The 16514-nt window shown below is 72.7% G+C and carries 12 protein-coding genes; 5 read left to right on the top strand and 7 right to left on the bottom strand.

All coding sequences use genetic code 11. The annotated features are described in order from the left end of the window. Positions 1 to 82: 82 nt before the first annotated feature. The 3 genes from JNO44_RS19725 (at position 83) to JNO44_RS19735 (ending at position 3431) form a co-directional block, all read left to right on the top strand. On the top strand, positions 83 to 688 hold the full coding sequence (locus JNO44_RS19725) for a DUF2690 domain-containing protein (protein ID WP_205365497.1): 606 nt from the start codon (positions 83 to 85) through the stop codon (positions 686 to 688). Positions 689 to 818: 130 nt separating this feature from the next. Then, complete coding sequence (locus JNO44_RS19730) at positions 819 to 1604, top strand: SDR family oxidoreductase (RefSeq protein ID WP_205365498.1); 786 nt, start codon at positions 819 to 821, stop codon at positions 1602 to 1604. 303 nt (positions 1605 to 1907) lie between these two features. Further along, positions 1908 to 3431 (top strand): sodium:solute symporter family protein, encoded by a 1524-nt coding sequence (locus JNO44_RS19735; protein WP_205365499.1) that lies wholly within the window; start codon positions 1908 to 1910, stop codon positions 3429 to 3431. Positions 3432 to 3447: 16 nt separating this feature from the next. Here JNO44_RS19735 and JNO44_RS19740 read toward each other — a convergent pair whose 3' ends face one another. Then, positions 3448 to 4569 carry an ADP-ribosylglycohydrolase family protein gene (locus tag JNO44_RS19740; protein WP_205365500.1) on the bottom strand — a complete coding sequence of 374 codons (1122 nt, stop codon included), beginning with the start codon at positions 4567 to 4569 and terminating at the stop codon, positions 3448 to 3450. 290 nt (positions 4570 to 4859) lie between these two features. Between JNO44_RS19740 and JNO44_RS19745 the strand changes: the two genes are divergently transcribed. Beyond that, entirely contained in the window at positions 4860 to 5114 is a 255-nt protein-coding gene (locus JNO44_RS19745) for a hypothetical protein (RefSeq protein WP_039635538.1), read from the top strand. Positions 5115 to 5175: 61 nt separating this feature from the next. Here the strand turns inward: JNO44_RS19745 and JNO44_RS19750 are convergent, their stop codons facing one another. From JNO44_RS19750 to JNO44_RS19760, 3 genes are all read right to left on the bottom strand, one after another. After that, positions 5176 to 7839 (bottom strand): bifunctional FO biosynthesis protein CofGH, encoded by a 2664-nt coding sequence (locus JNO44_RS19750; protein WP_205365501.1) that lies wholly within the window; start codon positions 7837 to 7839, stop codon positions 5176 to 5178. Between the two features lie 228 nt (positions 7840 to 8067). Continuing rightward, a complete protein-coding gene (locus tag JNO44_RS19755) occupies positions 8068 to 8469 on the bottom strand; it encodes a VOC family protein (RefSeq protein WP_102924366.1) in 402 nt (133 codons plus the stop codon). A 267-nt stretch (positions 8470 to 8736) separates the two neighbouring features. After that, positions 8737 to 9561: a TIGR03619 family F420-dependent LLM class oxidoreductase gene (locus tag JNO44_RS19760; protein ID WP_205365502.1), complete on the bottom strand. Its 825-nt coding sequence runs from the start codon at positions 9559 to 9561 to the stop codon at positions 8737 to 8739. Between the two features lie 253 nt (positions 9562 to 9814). Here JNO44_RS19760 and JNO44_RS19765 point away from each other — a divergent pair, with 253 nt between their 5' ends. After that, entirely contained in the window at positions 9815 to 11332 is a 1518-nt protein-coding gene (locus tag JNO44_RS19765; protein WP_205365503.1) for a CehA/McbA family metallohydrolase, read from the top strand. Positions 11333 to 11378: 46 nt separating this feature from the next. Here the strand turns inward: JNO44_RS19765 and JNO44_RS19770 are convergent, their stop codons facing one another. From JNO44_RS19770 to JNO44_RS19780, 3 genes are all read right to left on the bottom strand, one after another. Next, positions 11379 to 12965, bottom strand: coding sequence for an APC family permease (locus JNO44_RS19770; protein ID WP_205365504.1), 1587 nt, complete (start codon positions 12963 to 12965; stop codon positions 11379 to 11381). A gap of 310 nt (positions 12966 to 13275) precedes the next feature. After that, complete coding sequence (locus tag JNO44_RS19775; protein WP_205365505.1) at positions 13276 to 14757, bottom strand: aldehyde dehydrogenase family protein; 1482 nt, start codon at positions 14755 to 14757, stop codon at positions 13276 to 13278. Next, positions 14754 to 16493, bottom strand: a complete 1740-nt coding sequence (locus JNO44_RS19780; protein ID WP_205365506.1) for an N-acyl-D-amino-acid deacylase family protein — start codon at positions 16491 to 16493, stop codon at positions 14754 to 14756. Before JNO44_RS19780 ends, JNO44_RS19775 begins: the two co-directional genes overlap by 4 nt. Between the last annotated feature and the right edge of the window lie 21 nt (positions 16494 to 16514).

The following is a 16514-nucleotide window of genomic DNA, read 5'->3' on the forward strand; positions in this document are numbered from 1 at the left end:
CTGCCGGACACTGGAAGGTCCACGGCATCTGCCCCGGGGCGCGCCCCGCGGGCACATGGACCAGGACCTCCCAGGAGGCCGGATGACCAGTGGCCCCGATGTGCGGGATCCGGCGGATCCCCCGACTCCCCCGTCCCCCTCTTTCCCCCGGCGTCTGCGGGCCCGGCTGCGCGATGTCGGCTGGCGGCTGCGCGGCGCCGGGCGCTGGCTGCGCGCGCATGCCCGGCACGCCCTGGTGGTGGGCGTGGCGACCTCCGTCGTGGGCGCGCTCGCCACGTTCGCCGTCGACCAGTTGCCCAAGCTCTACCAGGACCCGCCGCCCCGTTGCCCGGGGGCGGGCTGCGAGGGCAAGGACCCGCAGTCCACCGGGTGCGGGGTGGAGGCGGCGACCTTCGAGCCGGCGGTGGGCAACCCGGTCCGCCTGCACCTGCGGTACAGCAAGCGCTGCGGCGCCGTCTGGGCGCGGATCGTGGCGGGGGCGGTCGGGGACTCGGTGACGGTGAGCGTGACGGGCGGTTCGTCCCGCAGCGCCTTCATCGCCTCCAACCACGATGTGTTCACGCCGATGGCGTCGGTGGGCGACACCTTCCGGGTGCGGTTCTGCGCGGTGCCCACGACCAACCCCAACCGCTCGCGCTCGTGGGTCAAGTACTGCTTCGAGGCGTCCGAGACATCGCCCTGGGAGTGAGGCGCGGGGCCGGCGCCCCCTTGTGCGCGCCAGCCTTCCCTTCCTCGTCCGCCGCGCCTACCCTGACCACCCACCACCGACCTGACACTCTGTCAGGTTTTGGTCGTCCCGGACGGCAGGAGGGTGCCGCATGCTGCTGCGCGACAGGACCGTCATCGTCTCCGGCGTCGGCGCCGGGCTGGGGCACCAGGTCGCGGCGGCCTGCGCACGGGACGGCGCGCGGGTGGTGCTCGGCGCGCGCACGGAGGCGAACCTCGCGGCGACGGCGGGCCGGATCGACGCCGCGGGCGAGCGGACGGCCTGGCGGGTGACCGACATCGCCGACGAGGCGCAGTGCGCGGCGCTGGCCGGGCTGGCCGTGGAGCGGTTCGGCGGGATCGACGCGGTGATCCATGTCGCCGCGCTGGACGGCCACTTCGGCGGCCTGCGGGACGCGGACTTCGACGCCTGGCAGCGAGTGGTGGACGTCAATCTCTTCGGCACGATGCGGATGACCCGCGCCTGTCTGCCGGCGATGACGGCGCGCGGCGGCGGCTCGGTGGTGATGATCGGCACCCAGTCGTCGGTGGCCGCGCCCTCGCAGGTGCGGCAGGCGGCGTACGCGGCGTCCAAGGGCGGGCTGGTGTCGGCGATGTACTCGCTGGCGCGGGAGCTGGGGCCGGACCGGATCCGGGTCAACACCGTGCAGCCGGGCTGGATGTGGGGCCCGCCGGTGGCGGGGTACGTCCGGCACACGGCGCGGACCGAGGGGGTGCCGGAGGCCGAGGTGCTGCGGCGGCTCACCGGGCGGATGGCGCTGCCGGAGCTGGCGACGGACGCGGACGTGGCGGAGGCGGCGGTCTTCCTCGCCTCGGACCGCGCGCGGGCCATCACGGGGCAGTCGCTGCTGGTGAACGCGGGCGAGCTGATGCGGTAGCGGGCGAGCGGCGGCGCGGTCCGGCGCACCGGCCGTGCGGGTCCCGTACCCGTACGGCCGTTTTCGCTTGTCCGCCGCGCCGCCCCACGCCCTCCGCGGGAGCGGGGAGAGCCCGGACCAAAGTTCCTCCCGGTGACCCGAGTTCATATGCATGACCGTCATGACCCTTGACCGGCGCACGCGCCGAACGCTTCAATCCCGGGAGTCTCCCGCTGCCGAGCGGGTGCTTGGCACCGCAGGACCGCATCACGGCGAAGTGATTCCACAGCTGGATCGTTCACAAGGCGGACCCCTGGAGGGGGCATGAACAGTCTCGACTGGGCCGTGCTCATCGGCTACTTCGGCGTGATGGTCGCGATCGGGGTGTGGTCGCACCGGCGGGTCGCGGACGTCGGCGACTTCTTCACCGCCGGGGGCCGGATGCCGTGGTGGCTGTCCGGCATCTCGCACCACATGTCCGGCTACAGCGCGGTGATGTTCACCGGTTACGCGGGCATCGCCTACCAGTACGGCATCACCTCCTACGTGACCTGGGCCTTCCCTATCGCCGTCGGGATCGCCATCGGGGCCCGTCTGTTCGCCGGCCGGCTCAACCGCCTGCGGTCCCGGCTCGGGGTCGCCTCGCCGCTGGAGTACCTCAAGAGCCGCTACGACCTGCGCACGCAGCAGGCGCTGGCCTGGTCGGGCGTGCTGCTGAAGATCGTGGACGTGGGGGCCAAGTGGGCGGCGATCGCGACCCTGTTGTCGGTCTTCACCGGCATCCCGCTCGACCAGGGCATCCTCGTCACGGGGGCGATCACCGGTGTCTACTGCACGGTCGGCGGGCTGTGGGCGGACGCCCTGACCGAGCTCGGGCAGTTCGTCATCCAGCTGCTGGCCGGGGGCGCCATGCTGGTGACGGCGGTGCGCGCGCTGGGCGGCGTCAGCGGGCTGTGGACGGTCTGGGACCGCCTGCCGGACGGGCACGCCCAGCCGACCGCCGGCCCGTACACCGTGACCTTCCTGCTGGCCTACCTCTTCATCAAGACCTTCGAGTACAGCGGCGGGATGTGGAACCAGGCCCAGCGCTACATGGCCACCCGCGACGCCCGGTCGGCGCGCCGGTCGGCGCTGCTGTCGGCGGGGCTGTGGCTGGTCTGGCCGGCCGTCCTCTTCTTCCCGATGTGGGCGGCGCCGCTCCTGGTGACGAGCGGGCGGCCGGACGCCTCGGACGCCTATGCGCTGCTGGCCGAACGGCTGTTGCCGCACGGCCTGTTGGGGCTCGTCGTGGTCGGGTTCTTCTCGCACACGATGGCCATGTGCTCCTCGGACGCCAATGCCGTCGCCGCGGTCTTCACCCGGGACATCGCGCCGGCGGTGTCGGCCCGGGCCCGGGCGTGGCCGCATCGGGCCGGGCTGCTGGCGGCGCGGCTGTCGACGGTGTGTTTCCTTGCGCTGTCGATGGCGATCGCCACGCAGGTGGACTCGCCGGCGTTCAAGGGCGTCATCACCGTCGTCATCACGTGGGTGGCCGGGCTGGTCGGGCCGGTGTCCATCCCGTTCCTGCTGGGGATGGTGCCGGCGTTCCGCAGGTCGGGGCCGGTGGCGGCGCTGGTGTCCTGGGCGGCCGGCCTGTTCGCCTTCTGGCTGACCGACTACGGGCTGGCCGACGTCCCGCTGCAGATCCGGATCGTGGCGCCGGTGGCGACCTCGCTGGTGCTGTTCTGCGTGCTCGGTCTGGTGCGGCCGGAGCCGAGCGCCGAGCGGGACGCGCTGCTGGCCCGGATCAACGGCGGGGACGAGGGGGCGGGGGCGGCCCGGGAGACGGCGGTACCGGGCGGGCGGTGACGGGCGGGGCCGCCCCTCAGGCGCGCGGGTAGCGGGCCAGCCAACCGGGGGCGGAGCCCGCGGGCCCGTGGAGGGCGGGGCCCTGGGTCATCTCCATGGCGAAGTCGTCGGCGAGTTGGAGGATGGTGGGGCGGCCCTCCACTTCCACCAGCCAGTCCGGGGGGAGCGCGGTCTCGCCGTGCAGGGTGCCCAGGAGGTTGCCGCAGATGGAGCCGGTGGAGTCGCTGTCGCCGCCGTGGTTGACGGCGAGCAGCAGGCCGTGCCGGACGTCCTCGGCGACCAGGGCGCAGTACACGCCGATGGACAGGGCCTCCTCGGCGGTCCAGCCCTCGCCCAGCGACTCGACCCGGGCGGGGGTCGGCATGCCCTGCCGGACGGCGCCCAGCGCGCGCTTGAGGGCGTCGGTGGTCTCCTCGTGGTCCGGGCGGGTGGCGAGGTGGGCCAGGGACTTCTGCACGGCGCCGTCGAGGTGCTCGCCGCGCGCCAGGGCATGGCTGATCACGGCGAACGCGCCGGCCGCGAGGTAGCCGGTGGGGTGGCCGTGGGTCTGCGCGGCGCACTCGACGGCGAGCTGGAAGACCAGTTGCGGCTCCCAGCCGACGAGCAGGCCGAACGGCGCGGAGCGCATCACCGCGCCGCAGCCCTTGGAGTCCGGGTTCTTCGGCTGGTCGAGGGTGCCCATCACCTCGTCGCCGAGGCCGCTCAGGCAGGCCCGTCCGGGGGCCCGGCGGGCGTAGAGCCACTCCTCTCGGGCGAGCCAGCCGTCCTCCTCCTTGCGCTCGTCGGGGCCCCAGTCGCGTTGGGTGGCGGCCCAGCGGAGGTAGGCGCGGTGCAGGTCGGTGGGCGGGTGCCAGGCGCCGGTGTCGCGGCGGACCTGGGCGCGGATCAGGCCGTCCACGGTGAAGAGCGTCATCTGGGTGTCGTCGGTGACCGCGCCACGACGCCCGAAGGCGGGCACCAGGGTGGTCACGCCGTCCTGGCCGTGCGCCTCGCGGATCGCGTCCAGCGAGTCGAACTCGACGGCCGCGCCGAGCGCGTCGCCGATCGCGCCGCCCAGCAGGCAGCCGCGCACCCGGCTGCGGAAGTCCTGCTGTTCGGCGCGGCCCCAGATGGCGGCGCCGCCTGCCGCTGCGCTCATGTCCACACCTCGCTCCGCTCGGCCTCGACGGTCCCGGGGCCTGGCGGACGCCCCTGGCGCAGCACTGTATCGACCGAGAATGTTCGAAACTGGGCCGGGTTTGCATCAGGTCCGTATCGTGATGTGACAAAAGAGACGGCCCACCGCCCGTCCCTCCCCGGGAGACCGGTCACCGCCGGGATGCGGAACGCCGCCATCGGCCTGGCGGCGGCCGGCACGGCCTCTGGCGGGTTTCTTCTCCGACCGGGCGTTCGATGATGGCCGTGCCGTCCGCTGGGCATGCTCTCACCATGTCCGAGTACGAGTGGGATCGCACCACCATGGCCGTCGTCGCCTCGGCTCTGTCCGGCGACAGCGACGGCGCGGTGGAACTCCTTCGGCCGCTCCCCCAGCGCGATGTGTGCCATGTCGCGGTGCGACTGGCCGCGATGGCCGCGGATGCCCTGATCGTCGCCGCCCAGGACGCCGGCGGGGACCGCGCGGAGGCACTGTCGCAGTGGCAGCAGTGCATCCTCCAGCACGAGGCGGAGCACAGCGGGGAATGAGCCGTGGGGCGGCCGGGCGGGGTGCGACTCCCCCGCCCGGCCGGATCCGGGCCCGCCGCCGCTACTCCACGACGGGCAGCAGCTCCGGCAGGTGGCCGTCCGAGGCCAGTGCGGCGGCCTGGCGCTCCTCGGGGACGTCGGCGTAGGTCGTCGTCCGGGGGCGGGCCGGGCGGCCGGCGAGCTCGGCGATGCCGATCAGGTCCTGGATGGAGCGGTAGGAGCCGTAACTCGAACCTGCCATACGGGAGATGGTCTCCTCCATCAGGGTGCCGCCGAGGTCGTTGGCGCCGGAGCGCAGCATCTCCGCGGCACCCTCGGTGCCCAGCTTCACCCAACTGGTCTGGATGTTGGTGATGTGCGGGTGGAGCAGGATCCGGGCCATCGCCGTCACCGCGCGGTTGTCGCGGGTGGTGGGGCCGGGGCGGGCGATGCCGGCGAGGTAGACGGGGGCGTTGGTGTGGATGAAGGGCAGGGTGACGAACTCGGTGAAGCCCTCCACACCCTTGGACTCCGCGGACTGCTGGATCTGCGCCAGCAGCCGGAGATGGCCGAGCCAGTGGCGGGGCTGGTCCACATGGCCGTACATCATCGTCGACGAGGAGCGGATGCCCAGCTCGTGGGCGGTCTTGATGACCTCGACCCAGGTGGCGGTGGGGAGTTTGCCCTTGGTGAGGACCCAGCGGACCTCGTCGTCGAGGATCTCGGCGGCGGTACCGGGGATGCTGTCCAGACCGGCGGCCTTGGCCTCGGACAGCCACTCCCGGATGGACAGGCCGGTGCGGGTCGCCCCGTTGACCACCTCCATCGGCGAGAAGGCGTGCACGTGCATGCCCGGGACCCGCTCCTTCACGGCGCGGGCGATGTCGAAGTACGCCGTGCCGGGCAGGTCGGGGTGGATGCCGCCCTGCATGCAGACTTCCACCGCGCCCACCTCCCACGCCTGTTGGGCGCGGTCGGCGACCTGGGAGAGGGAGAGGGTGTAGGCGTCGGCGTCCGTGCGGCGCTGGGCGAAGGCGCAGAAGCGGCAGCCGGTGTAGCAGACGTTGGTGAAGTTGATGTTCCTGGTGACGATGTAGGTGACGTCGTCACCTACCGTGGCGCGGCGCAGGTCGTCGGCGATCCGGCAGAGCGCGTCCAGCGCCGGACCGTCGGCGTGCAGCAGGGCGAGCGCCTCGTCGTCGGTGAGCCCGGTCGGGTCGTCGGCGGCCTGCGAGAGGGCCTGGCGGACGTCGGCGTCGAGGCGGGAGGGCACCATGCCGGGCGCGGCGGCCTCGCGCAGCGCCTCCCAGTCGCCGTAGACCTCGTCGAAGTCGTCCCGGCGGTCGGCCGTGCGGCCCTCGGTGTCGATGGTGCGGTGCAGGTCCGTGCGCCCGGAGGAGACGAAGCCCTCGTCGGGCTCCTGCCAGGGGAGGCCCGCCACCACGGCGTCCTCCCGGGCCAGCCCGGTCTCCGGGTCGGCGAGGGCGGTGACGTGCGGCCGCAGCCGCGGGTCCAGCCAGGGCTCGCCGCGCTGGACGAACTCCGGGTAGACCGCGAGGCGTTCGCGCAGGCGGAAGCCCTCGGCGCTGGACTTCTCGGCGAGCGCGTCGATCTGGGGCCAGGGGCGCTCGGGGTTGACGTGGTCCGGGGTGAGCGGGGAGACGCCGCCCCAGTCGTCGATGCCGGCCCGGATCAGCCGGCCGTACTCCCCGTCCACCAGGTTGGGCGGCGCCTGGAGGCAGGCGGACGGGCCCATGATGTGCCGGGCGACGGCCACGGTGGCGACCAGTTCGTCCAACTCGGCGTCGGGCATCCCGCGCATCGCGGTGTCCGGCTTGGCGCGGAAGTTCTGCAGGATCAGTTCCTGGATGCCGTGGTAGGCACGGGAGATCCGGCGCAGCGCGAACAGCGATTCGGCGCGCTCCTCGTAGGTCTCCCCGATGCCGATCAGCAGGCCGCTGGTGAACGGCACGGAGCTGCGCCCGGCGTCCTCCAGGACGCGCAGTCGGACGGCGGGCTCCTTGTCGGGCGAACCGTAGTGCGGGGCGCCGGGCTCGCTCCACAGGCGCTCGGCGGTGGTCTCCAGCATCATGCCCATCGACGGGGCGACCGGCTTGAGCCGCTGGAAGTCCGTCCAGGACATCACGCCGGGATTGAGGTGGGGCAGCAGCCCGGTCTCCTCCAGGATGCGGATCGCGATGGCGCGGACGTAGGCGATGGTGTCGTCGTACCCTTCGGCCTCCAGCCACTCGCGCGCCTCGGGCCACCGCTCCTCGGGCTTGTCGCCGAGCGTGATCAGGGCTTCCTTGCAGCCGAGTTCGGCACCGCGACGGGCGATGGCCAGCACCTCGTCCGGCGACATGAACATCCCGTGGCCGGCCCGGCGGAGCTTGCCGGGGACGGTGGCGAAGGTGCAGTAGTGGCACTTGTCGCGGCACAGGCGCGTCAGGGGGATGAAGACGCTCTTGGAGTACGTGATGACGCCGGGGCGACCGGCGGCCTCCAGGCCCGCGTCGCGCACCCGGGCCGCCGAGGCGCACAGGTCCGTGAGGTCCTCGCCGCGCGCCTGGAGGAGCACCGCGGCCTCGGTCACGTCCAGCGCCACGCCGTCCCGGGCCCGCTTGAGCGCCCGGCGCATCGCGTTGGCGGTCGGCCGCGGGGCCGCCCCGCTCTGGGCGCCCCGGCCCGATGCCTGGTCAGATCCCCGGTCGGGCCCCTGGTCAGATCCCTGCGCGCTGGAAGTCATGCCTCCGAGCATACGAGCGCCCACCGACAACTCGGACGCCGGAGACGGAGCCGGTGATGTGCCGCTGGTCACGTGAAACGGAGGTTTCCTCCGGAGGGTTCGCGGCGCCTCCGGGACACCACCCGGTGGCCGCCCGCGGGCACCACCTGGCGGCCACCCACGGACACGCCGGCCAACCGGCCCGGGCGAGCCGAACCGGTCGGGCGTGCGCAGCTGTCGGCGGCGCGGTCAGAGGGAGGTCAGCAGTTCCTCGGAGTAGGTCCGGGTCAGGAACTCCATGCTGTGGCCGTCGGGGTCGTCGACATACAGGCCCCGCCCGCCGTCGTGGTGGTTGATCTGCTGCGGCTTGGAGTGCAGCGGGTCGGCCCAGTAGGGCAGATCGCGCTTCTGTATGCGGGAGAAGATCCCGTCGAACTCCTCCTCCGTCACCAGGAACGCGTAGTGCGTGGCGACGAACTCCCGGCCGCCGGCGACGTGCTCCGCGAAATCGAGGGTCACCCCGTTGTCCAGTTTGAGCGCCGCGAACGGGCCGAACGCCTTGGGTTCGGGGGCGTCCATCAGGTCCGCGAGGAAACGGGCAGAGGCGAAACGGTCCTTGCTGTGCACGATCGTGTGGTCGAGGCTGGGCATGGCGTCTCCTAGGTCTCCGAGAGCTCGACGGAACTCCCTCAAGGAAGCGGTCCGTAGTGCCTTCACCCACGACGTTACGCCCGGCGGCACCGGGCCGGATCGGTCTGCGGTACCGCCCCTGCGGGGCGCGCCGTACGCCGATGGTCCTAGGGCGGTCCGGTGGATCAGGGTCGGGGACAGAGTCGGGGTCGGGGCCTATCGGGATGGCCCCGTGCTGTGCTTACCCGGGGTGGCCGCGGCTCACGGTGAGTGGACGGGGCGCGCCCCTCACAGATACTGCGCGAAGTCGTCCAGGGTGCGCAGGATCTCCGCCTCGCCGGCCGACGGCAACTGGAGGACCACCTCCGGCAGCCCCAGTTCCTGGTAGTGCGCCAGCTTGCCGGGCGTGGGGCGGACCGCGTACGGCACCACCTCCGGCTCGCCCGCGCGCCCGGCGTCCTGCCAGGCGCGCCGCAGGGCCGGGAGGGCCTCCGACAGGCCGCGGCCGCCGACGGGCAGCCAGCCGTCCGCGGCGGCCGCGATCTCCGCCAGGAGCTTGGGGCCGGCCGCGCCGCCCAGCAGGATGCGCGGCGCGCCACCGGCCGGCTTGGGGTGGGCGAAGGAGGCCCGCACGGAACCGAACGCGCCCTCGTAGGCGGTGGGTTCGTCGGCCCACAGGGCGCGCATCAGCGCCAGCCGGTCGCGGACCAGCGCCCGCCGGGTCGACCACTGCACCCCGTGGTCGGCGGCCTCCTCGACGTTCCAGCCATAGCCGACGCCGAGGGTGAGCCGACCGTCGGAGAGGTGGTCCAGCGTCGCGACCTGCTTGGCGAGGTCGATCGGGTCGTGCTGGGCGACGAGGGTGATCCCGGTACCCAGGCGCAGCCGCTCGGTGACCGCGGCGGCCTGGCCGAGGGCCACGAACGGGTCGAGGGTGCGGCCGTATTCACGGGGCAGCGGCTCGCCCATGGGGGCCGGGGTGTCCCGGGAGACGGGGATGTGGGTGTGCTCGGGCAGATACAGCCCGTCGAATCCGCGCTGTTCCAGCTCGTGGGCCAGCCGGACCGGCCGGATCGTCTCGTCGGTCAGGAAGATCGTGGTCGCGATCCGCATGCTGGCGTACCTCCGCGTCGGGCGTTGGGGGCGGTCGGGCGGTTGGAGTGACCGCATGTTGCCGCACCGTCGACGAGTTATCCACAGGGCTTTTGCCGCGTGTCACACGCGCGTAGAACAGTTTTCACACCGCGGAACGACGCGGGGCGACGACACGAGGGCGGCACGCGGCGGACGGCCGGCGCGCGCACGCACCGCGTTCCGCGGCGGACCGGCCGCGGCGGGAAGGAAGCTCGACGACAGGGGGACGGAAATGGAACGACGCGAGGTGCTGAAACTGTCGGCGGCGGCCGGCGCGGCGGGCGCACTGACGCTCGGCCGGGTCAGCTTCGCCGAGGCGGCACCGGCCACCGGGCCCGCCGGCGGCGGGTCGGCCGAGCAGACCCGGACGGTCACCGGCCATCTGCCCGTCGGCGCGCCGGACTTCGTCTATCTGCCGGTGGACGTCCCGCACGGCGTACGGGAGATCGCGGTCGCCTACCGCTACGACAAGCCGACCGTGCCCGAGGGCACCGCGGGGAACGCCTGCGACATCGGCATCTTCGACGAGCGCGGCACGGAGTTGGGCGGCGCGGGCTTCCGCGGCTGGTCCGGCGGGGCGCGGACGGAGTTCTTCCTGCGCGCCGACGACGCCACCCCGGGCTACCTCCCGGGTCCCGTCAACGCCGGCACGTGGCACATCGCCCTCGGCCCGTACACCGTCGCCCCGCAGGGCCTGGACTACGAGGTCACCGTCACTCTGCGGCACGGCCCCCCAGGGACGACCCCGACGCCCGTCCACCCGCCGGAGCGGGCCCGGGGCCGCGGCCGGGCCTGGTACCGCGGGGACAACCACCTGCACTCCGTCTATTCGGACGGCAAGCGCACCCCGGCCCAGATCGCGGCGCTGGCCCGGGCCGCCGGGCTGGACTTCATCACCACCACCGAGCACAACACCACCGCCGCCCACCGCGCCTGGGAGGGGCTGTGGGGCGACGACCTGCTGATCCTGACCGGCGAGGAGGTCACCACCCGCAATGGGCACGTGGTGGCGATGGGCACCGATCCCGAAGTCTTCATCGACTGGCGCTACCGCGCGCGGGACAACGCCTTCGGCCGCTACGCCCGCGCCATCCACCGGGCCGGCGGCCTGGTCATCCCGGCGCATCCGCACGCCACCTGCGTCGGCTGCAACTGGAAGTTCGGGCTGAACGACGCGGACGCGGTCGAGGTGTGGAACGGCCCCTACGGCCCGGACGACGAGATCACCCTCGCCGAGTGGGACAACACCCTGGTCGCCCACGCCCGGGGCGGCGGCGCCTGGTTGCCCGCGGTCGGGCACAGCGACGCGCACCGCGATCCGGATGTGGTCGGCCTCCCGCAGACGGTCGTGCTGGCCGACGACCTCTCGCGCCGCGCCCTCCAGGACGGCATCCGGGCGGGCCGGGTCTGGATCGCCGAATCCTCCGGGATCGACCTTGCGCTCACCGTCTCGGGAGAGCGCGGCGAACACGCCGGGATCGGCGAGCGGCTGGCCGTGCCCGGGACGACCGCGGTCACCGCCCGGCTGACGGTCTCCGGCGTACCGGGCTGCGCGGTCTCCTTCGTCACCGACCAGGGCCGCCGCCACACCGCCCCGCTGCCGCCCTCCGGCGCGGGCACGATCACCTGGCGGACCACCCCCGACAACGCCGCCTACCTACGCGCCGAAATCCGCCACCCGTCCTCGACTACGGATCTCCCGGGCCCGATGGCGGCACTCACGAACCCGGTCTTCCTGGGACGGAGGTGATCGAACGGCCGTCGATGAGCTGACCTTGGGAATGAGCCGGGTTCGATTAGTCCTCGACCACCAGTGCCGGCGTGGCCCGGGTGAGGATCTCGCCGCGGAAGAAGGCCGGGTTGCGGCGTTGCATGGCCAGCATGAGCACGACGCCGAGGAGGAGCAGGCCGACGCCGATGAGGAACACCGAGCCGATGCCGAGGACCGAACTGCCCGATCCGTATGCGGGGTTCCGCATGTCGAGCAGCGTCTTGGCGAAGACCGACGCCAGCAGCAGTCCGCCCAGCAGCGGGAAGACGCCCTTGAGGAAGAGGTCGCGAACGGAGTTGCGCAGCTCGCGGCGGAAGAACCAGGCGCAGGCGAAGGCCGTGATCGAGTAGTAGAAGCAGATCATGAGGCCCAGCGCGTAGATGGTGTCGATCAGCACGTTCTCGCTGATGAAGCTCATCACGGCGTAGAAGACGCCGGTGGCGGCGCCGGCGGCGATGGTGGCCCGGCCCGGGGAGCGGAAGCGCGGGTGGATCGTGGCGAAGGAGGCCGGCAGTGCCTCGTACGTGCTCATCGCCAGGACGGTCCTGGCGACGGGGATGAAGGTGGTCTGCAGGCTGGCCGCGGCCGAGGCGAGGACCGCGACGAAGAGCAGGACGCCGAACACGGTGCCCATGACGGGGTCGGCGAGGGCGGCGAAGACGTTGTCGGTGGTGTGCGGGTTGCCGAGGCCGAGGCCCCTGCCGCCGACGCCGGCGAACATCTGGGAGCCCACGGCGGTGAGCAGGTAGGAGCCGATCAGTACGAGCATCGCGAGCAGGGCGGCGCGGCCGGGCGTCTTCTCGCTGCCGGCGGTCTCCTCGTTCACCGTCAGGCAGGTGTCCCAGCCCCAGAACATGAAGATCGAGAGGGAGAGTCCGGCAGTGAAGGAGGAGAAGGACTTGACCGCGAAGGGGTCGAGCCAGCTCCAGGAGAAGTGCAGGGAGCCGGTGAGGTCTCCGGAGCGCGCCTTGGTCACGGCCATCGCCACGAAGACGGCGAGGACGGCGAGTTGGAGGCCGACGAGGGTGTACTGGACGCCCTTGGTGGCGGTCATTCCGCGGTAGCTGATGGCGGTGGCGACGGCGATGAAGGCCAGGCAGGTCAGGACGTGGGCGATCCGGTTGTGGTCCAGGGCCGCGACGGTGGGCGAGCCGGTGAGTTCGCCGAGCAGGAGGTAGAAGAACGAGGTGGCGACGCCGGCGAGGTTGGAGAGCACGATGATCGTGGCGATCACCAGGCCCCAGCCGCACATCCAGCCGACCCGCGGCCCGAATGCCTTGACGGTCCAGGTGAAGGAGGTGCCGCAGTCGGGGACGGCCTTGTTCAGCTCGCGGTAGGCGAAGGCGACCAGCAGCATCGGCAGGAACCCGGCCAGGAAGACGGCGGGCATCTGCACGCCGACCTCGCCGACGGTGGGGCCGAGCGTGGAGGTGAGGCAGTAGACGGGCGCGACGGTGGAGATGCCGATGACCGCGCTGCCGAGCAGGCCGACGGAGTTGCCGCTGAGGCCCTTGCTCCGGGTGTCGCCGGCGCCGCCGCGGGGGCTACTGGCGGTAGCGGCGACGCTCGTTACCGTGTCGCCGGTCTGGGGCCGGGGGTCTACCTGAACCATGAACAGGACGTTAAGTGCTGCTGTTTCCGCATCCGGAAGATCGCCCTCCGGTCCACCCGACTTCACTCCACAGGAAGATCTGCCGCCCCATGCATCCATTCGCAAGAAGAAGTTGAGTTGAACCTTGGACTTCACGGGCGCAGCTGAAGCCTTCCGCATTGCGAGAACCGCAGCACCGACCGTTTTGCCCCGGTTCTAAATTTTCCCGTCCGAATTTCGAACATCACATTCAAGCCACCGGGCCGTCACCCGAGCCCCACCACCGTCCGCACCGCGCCTCCTCCCCCGGCCGCGGCCCCGGAAGGAACCCTCACCCCGGCCAGACGATCGCCTGGAGTTCGCTGTACGCGTGCAGCGCGTACGAGCCGACGTCGCGCCCGACGCCGCTGCGCTTGAAGCCGCCGAACGGCGCCTCCATGTTCCGCCCGACGGTGTTGACGCCGACCCCGCCGGCCCGCAGCCGGCCCGCCACCCGGAAGGCGCGGGCCACATCACCGGACCAGACGTAGTCCAGCAGCCCGTAGTCGCTGTCGTTGGCCAGCGCGATGCCCTCCTCCTCGTCGTCGAAGGGGACCACCGTCACCACCGGCCCGAAGACCTCCTCGCGGACCGCCCGCATCGCGTTGGTGCAGTCCGCGAAGAGCGTCGGCGCCACATAGAAGCCGCGCTCCGGCCCCGGCCGCTCGCCCCCGGTGACCAGCCGCGCGCCCTCCTTCACCGCCAGCGCCGTGTACGCCTCGATGCGGTCCCGGTGCGCGGCGGAGATCACCGGGCCGACGACCGTGGCCGGATCCCGCGGGTCGCCGACGGTCAGCTGTTGCGCGTACCGCGCCAGACCGGCCACCAGGCGCTCGTAGATCCCGCGCTGGGCCAGTACCCGGGTCGGCGCGGTGCAGATCTGGCCACTGTAGAAGGAGAAGGTGGTGCCGATCCCGGACACCGCGGACGCCAGGTCGGCGTCGTCGAAGACCAGTGCCGCGCCCTTGCCGCCCAGCTCCATCAGCTGTCGCTTCATCCCGCGGCCGCACTCCTCGGCGATCCGTCGGCCGACCGCGGTGGAGCCGGTGAAGCTGACCATGTCCACGCCCTCGGCGGCCACCGCCGCCTCGCCGACCTCCGGCCGCGCCCCGCTGACGACGTTGACCACCCCGGGCGGGGCCCCGGCCTCGGCCAGCGCCTCGGCCATCCGGTACACCGACAGCGGGTCCTGCGGGGCCGGCTTGACCACCACCGTGTTGCCCATCGCCAGTGCCGGCGCGACCTTGCCCGCCGGGTTGGCCCACGGGTTGTTGTACGAGGTGATGCAGGTGACGACGCCCACCGGGCGGCGCACCGCGACCGCCCCGAAGACGCCCCCGCCCCCCATCGGCCCCGCCGCGTTGATCTGCGGCGGCACCGCGGTCTCCACCGGTTCCAGTGCGCCGCGGGCATACCGCTCGAACCGGGCCGCGGACACCCCGACCTGGAGGGCGCGCGCCGTCCCGGTCGTCGCGCCGCTCTCGGCCTGCGCCAGCTCCGCGTAGCCGGCGAACTCGCGGCGGATCACCCGCGCCGCGCGGTCCAGGACGGCCGCGCGCTCCTCGGGCGCGGTCCGCGACCAGCCGTCGAAGGCGTCCCGGGCCGCGTCCACGGCCGCCGCCACCTGCGCCGGGCTCGCCTCCGGGGCGGGCGCGACGACCTCCTCGGTGGCCGGGTTGATCACGTCGTAGTACCCGCCCTCGGGTTCCACCCACTCCCCGCCGATGAACAGCCGCGCTTCCGCCGTCCCGGTCGTGCGCGCGTCCGTGCTCACCTGGTGCTCACCGTCCTCGTGTCCCGCCCCGACCGCAGTACGGTCCCGGGCACCGCGCCGGTCACCACGTCGTCCCGGATGGTCTCCACCCCGTTGACCCGTACGCTGACCACTCCGATCGCGCGGGAGTCCAGCCGCGGGCTGTCCCCGGGCAGGTCGTGCACCAGCGTCGCGGCCCCCGCGTCGATCCGCTCGGGGTCGAAGAGCACCAGGTCGGCGTGGTGGCCCTCGGTGATCCGGCCCCTTTCGCGCAGTCCGAACAGCCGGGCCGGGTCGTCGGTCAGCATCCGCACCGCCTGTTCCAGTCCGACGAGCCTGCGTCCGCGCAGGCAGTCGCCGAGGAAGCGGGTGGTGTACGGGGCTCCGCACATCCGGTCCAGGTGCGCGCCGGCGTCGGAGCCGCCGAGCAGGACGTCCTCGTGCTGCCAGGTCTGCCGGCGCAAGTCCCAGCTGTCCGGGTCGTTGTCGGTCGGCATCGGCCAGAGCACGGTGCGGAGTTGGTCGTCGGCGCAGATCTCGACCAGGCAGTGGAAGGGGTCCTGGCCGCGCTCGGCGGCGATGTCCCGCACCACCCGACCGGTCAGCCCCTTGTTGGCGGCGGAGTAGGTGTCCCCGATGACGTATCGGGCGAAGTCGGTGAGCCGCCGGAAGACGCCGGCTTCCTTGCTGTGCGCGCGGCGCAGCATCTCGGCGCGGACGTCGGCGTCGCGGAGCCGGGCGATCCGCTCGGGCACCGGGAGGCCGAGGATCCCACCCCAGCCGGGGATGAGGTTGAGGGCGCAGAAGGTGCCCAGCGACATGTTCATCGGGGTGAGGATCGGCATGGTCAGTGCCACGATGCGGCCGCCGGCCCGGCGGGCCCGTTCGCTGGCGACGAGTTGGCGGGGCACGCGTTCGGGGACCGCGGCGTCGATGGTGAGCACGTTCCAGTTCAGTGGGCGGCCGGCCGCCGCGGACATCGCGACGAGCAGGTCGATCTCGTCGTCGTCGAACCGGTCCAGGCAGCCGGCGACGATCGCCTCCAGTTGGGTTCCCTCGTGTTCGGCGACGGCGCGGGAGAGCGCGAGCAGTTCGTCGGGGCGGGCGTGCCGGGAGGCGACGGGTTTGCCGTCGCCGTCGGAGTGGGTGGCGGACTGGGTGGTGGACAGTCCCCAGGCTCCGGCGTCCATCGCGTCGTGGAACAGCCGGAGCATCGCGTCGAGTTGGGCGTCGGTGGGCGCTCCGCCGATCGCGTCCGGGCCCATCGCGTGGCGGCGGAGTGCGCAGTGCCCCACCATGAAGCCGGCGTTGACCGCGATGCGGCCCTCCAGGGCGTCGAGGTATTCGCCGAAGGTGTGCCAGTTCCAGGGTGCGCCCTGTTCGAGCGCGACCAGCGACATGCCCTCGACCTTGCTCATCATCCGCCGGGTGTAGTCGGCGTCCTCGGGCCGGTCGGGGTGGAGGGGGGCGAGGGTGAAGCCGCAGTTGCCGCCGGCGACGGTGGTCACGCCGTGGTTGAGGGACGGGGTGGCGTAGGGGTCCCAGAAGAGTTGGGCGTCGTAGTGGGTGTGCGGGTCGATGAAGCCGGGGGCGAGGACCAGTCCGTGGGCGTCCTCGCTCGTGCCGGCCTCCTCGGTGACGGTGCCGGGTTCGGCGATCACGGCGATCCGCCCGTCCCGGATGCCGACGTCGGCCACGAAGGCGGGCGCGCCCGTGCCGTCCACAACGGTCGCGGCCTGGATGAGGTGGTCGAGCATGGCGTGCGTCCTCTCTCGGGT

Origin of the sequence: Streptomyces noursei (genome assembly GCF_016917755.1) — a bacterium.
GTDB lineage: Bacteria > Actinomycetota > Actinomycetes > Streptomycetales > Streptomycetaceae > Streptomyces > Streptomyces yunnanensis.

Excerpts from the sequence above, each read along its gene's own strand:
- JNO44_RS19780 (WP_205365506.1), bottom strand. The coding sequence starts at position 16,493 with ATGCTCGACCACCTCATCCAGGCCGCGACCGTTGTGGACGGCACGGGC.
- JNO44_RS19735 (WP_205365499.1), top strand. The coding sequence starts at position 1,908 with ATGAACAGTCTCGACTGGGCCGTGCTCATCGGCTACTTCGGCGTGATG.
- JNO44_RS19740 (WP_205365500.1), bottom strand. The coding sequence starts at position 4,569 with ATGAGCGCAGCGGCAGGCGGCGCCGCCATCTGGGGCCGCGCCGAACAG.
- JNO44_RS19730 (WP_205365498.1), top strand. The coding sequence starts at position 819 with ATGCTGCTGCGCGACAGGACCGTCATCGTCTCCGGCGTCGGCGCCGGG.
- JNO44_RS19745 (WP_039635538.1), top strand. The coding sequence starts at position 4,860 with ATGTCCGAGTACGAGTGGGATCGCACCACCATGGCCGTCGTCGCCTCG.
- JNO44_RS19770 (WP_205365504.1), bottom strand. The coding sequence starts at position 12,965 with ATGGTTCAGGTAGACCCCCGGCCCCAGACCGGCGACACGGTAACGAGC.
- JNO44_RS19750 (WP_205365501.1), bottom strand. The coding sequence starts at position 7,839 with ATGACTTCCAGCGCGCAGGGATCTGACCAGGGGCCCGACCGGGGATCT.
- JNO44_RS19755 (WP_102924366.1), bottom strand. The coding sequence starts at position 8,469 with ATGCCCAGCCTCGACCACACGATCGTGCACAGCAAGGACCGTTTCGCC.
- JNO44_RS19765 (WP_205365503.1), top strand. The coding sequence starts at position 9,815 with ATGGAACGACGCGAGGTGCTGAAACTGTCGGCGGCGGCCGGCGCGGCG.
- JNO44_RS19725 (WP_205365497.1), top strand. The coding sequence starts at position 83 with ATGACCAGTGGCCCCGATGTGCGGGATCCGGCGGATCCCCCGACTCCC.
- JNO44_RS19760 (WP_205365502.1), bottom strand. The coding sequence starts at position 9,561 with ATGCGGATCGCGACCACGATCTTCCTGACCGACGAGACGATCCGGCCG.